This window comes from bacterium, from assembly GCA_004299235.1.
Taxonomy (GTDB): Bacteria; Chloroflexota; Dormibacteria; order Dormibacterales; family Dormibacteraceae; genus SCQL01.
In genome coordinates this window covers 1-1,370 of sequence record SCQL01000078.1, presented here as the reverse complement: position 1 = coordinate 1,370, position 1,370 = coordinate 1, and the positions used below count along the sequence as shown (strand labels likewise).

1 protein-coding gene is annotated in these 1,370 nt (G+C 72.6%); it reads left to right on the top strand.

Features of this window, described 5'->3' with window-relative positions; genetic code table 11:
- The first annotated feature begins 127 nt into the window (after nucleotides 1-127).
- Nucleotides 128-601: a hypothetical protein gene (locus EPN29_14335; GenBank protein ID TAN30132.1), complete on the top strand. Its 474-nt coding sequence runs from the start codon at nucleotides 128-130 to the stop codon at nucleotides 599-601.
- Nucleotides 602-1,370: the final 769 nt, after the last annotated feature.

Below are 1,370 nucleotides of genomic sequence, written 5' to 3'. Positions count from 1 at the left end.
TCATGACCCGCGGCATCCCCCCGGACGTGGCCCGCAAGGCCGTGGTCCTCGGTTTCCTCGAGCCGGTCGTGGCCCGCATCCCGATGGCCGACGCCCAGGATCGGTTGCGGGCCCGGCTCGACCGCAAGTGGTCGGAACGGGGAGGCCAGGCTTCGGGGGCGCAGGGCAGGCCGACGACCACCCGCGATGCCGCGGCCTGAGCGAAGTGGGCGGGCACCGGGGAGCGGCGACGGGAGCAGAAGCCAAGGCGGAGACGGTCGCCTCCGTGCGCCAGGTGGACGTGGCGGCCGAGGACGACGTCGCCCCCGGCACGATGCTCATGGTCCAGGTCGACGGCACCGACATCCTCCTGGTCAACCTCGAGGGGGCGATCCGGGCCTACCAGGGCATCTGCAGCCACGAGTACTTCGAGCTCGACAAGGGCTTCCTGACCGGCGACTCGCTGACCTGCGCCCTCCACCTCTCCCGCTTCGACCTCTTCAGCGGCGAGGCCCTCGACCCGCCCGCCGAGATGCCCCTGGCGATGTATCCGGTGACCATCGCGGACGGCCGTGTCCTCCTGGAGCTCCCGGCCGAGGGCCCGATCCCAGTCAACGAATAGGAGTCCCTGCGGGCACTCCTTCCGCTTTCGCGGGTCGGTGGAGCAGCCCGGCTCGCCCTGGCCTGGACCGCCTAGCCTTCGCCGAGCGGCCTGGCGACCTCGGCTGGAAGGACCGTCGCCGGTGCAGCCGCGCTGGGTGGCTCCCCGGCCGACGGAGCGAGGAGCGCCTCGAGCTGGGCCAGGATCGGTCGCGCCCCGAGCTTCGCCAGGGTCGTCCGGGCCTCGGCCGCGGCGGCGCGTGCTTCACGATCTTCCGGTCCCAGGACCGTCAGCATCTCGACGGCCATACGTGCGGCCTCCCAGGGCAGATCGAGCGTCCGCCAGACCGCGTTGGCCTCCCGGTACAGCCCCAACGCCTCGGCCCGGCGCCCCTCGAGCCCGGCCAGCCCGGCCCGGAGCAACGTCCGAGTGACCTCCACGATCAGGCTGTGAAGGCCGGTGGCGTCGAGGTCGTCGAGGGCCTGCTGGGCGCTCGTCGCGTCGCGGGCCAGGATGGCCGCGCGGCCGGCCAGGCGGAGGTAGGCAGGGGCCGGTGAGTGATGGTTATCAGCCCCGTGGCGCCAGATGCGGTGGGCCTCCGCGGGATCGCCGCTGGTCAGGGCCATCCAGCCCAGGCATTCGTCGACGAGATCGGAGGCCATGGCCCCGTCGAGTGTCGCCGTCGCGGCCCGGAGGGCGGCCAGTTCCTCGTCGAACGGCTCGCCCCGGACGGCGAGGATGTTGATGAGGTTGTTGATCAGGAGGGCCCGGTGGAAGGGCTCGATCGCGC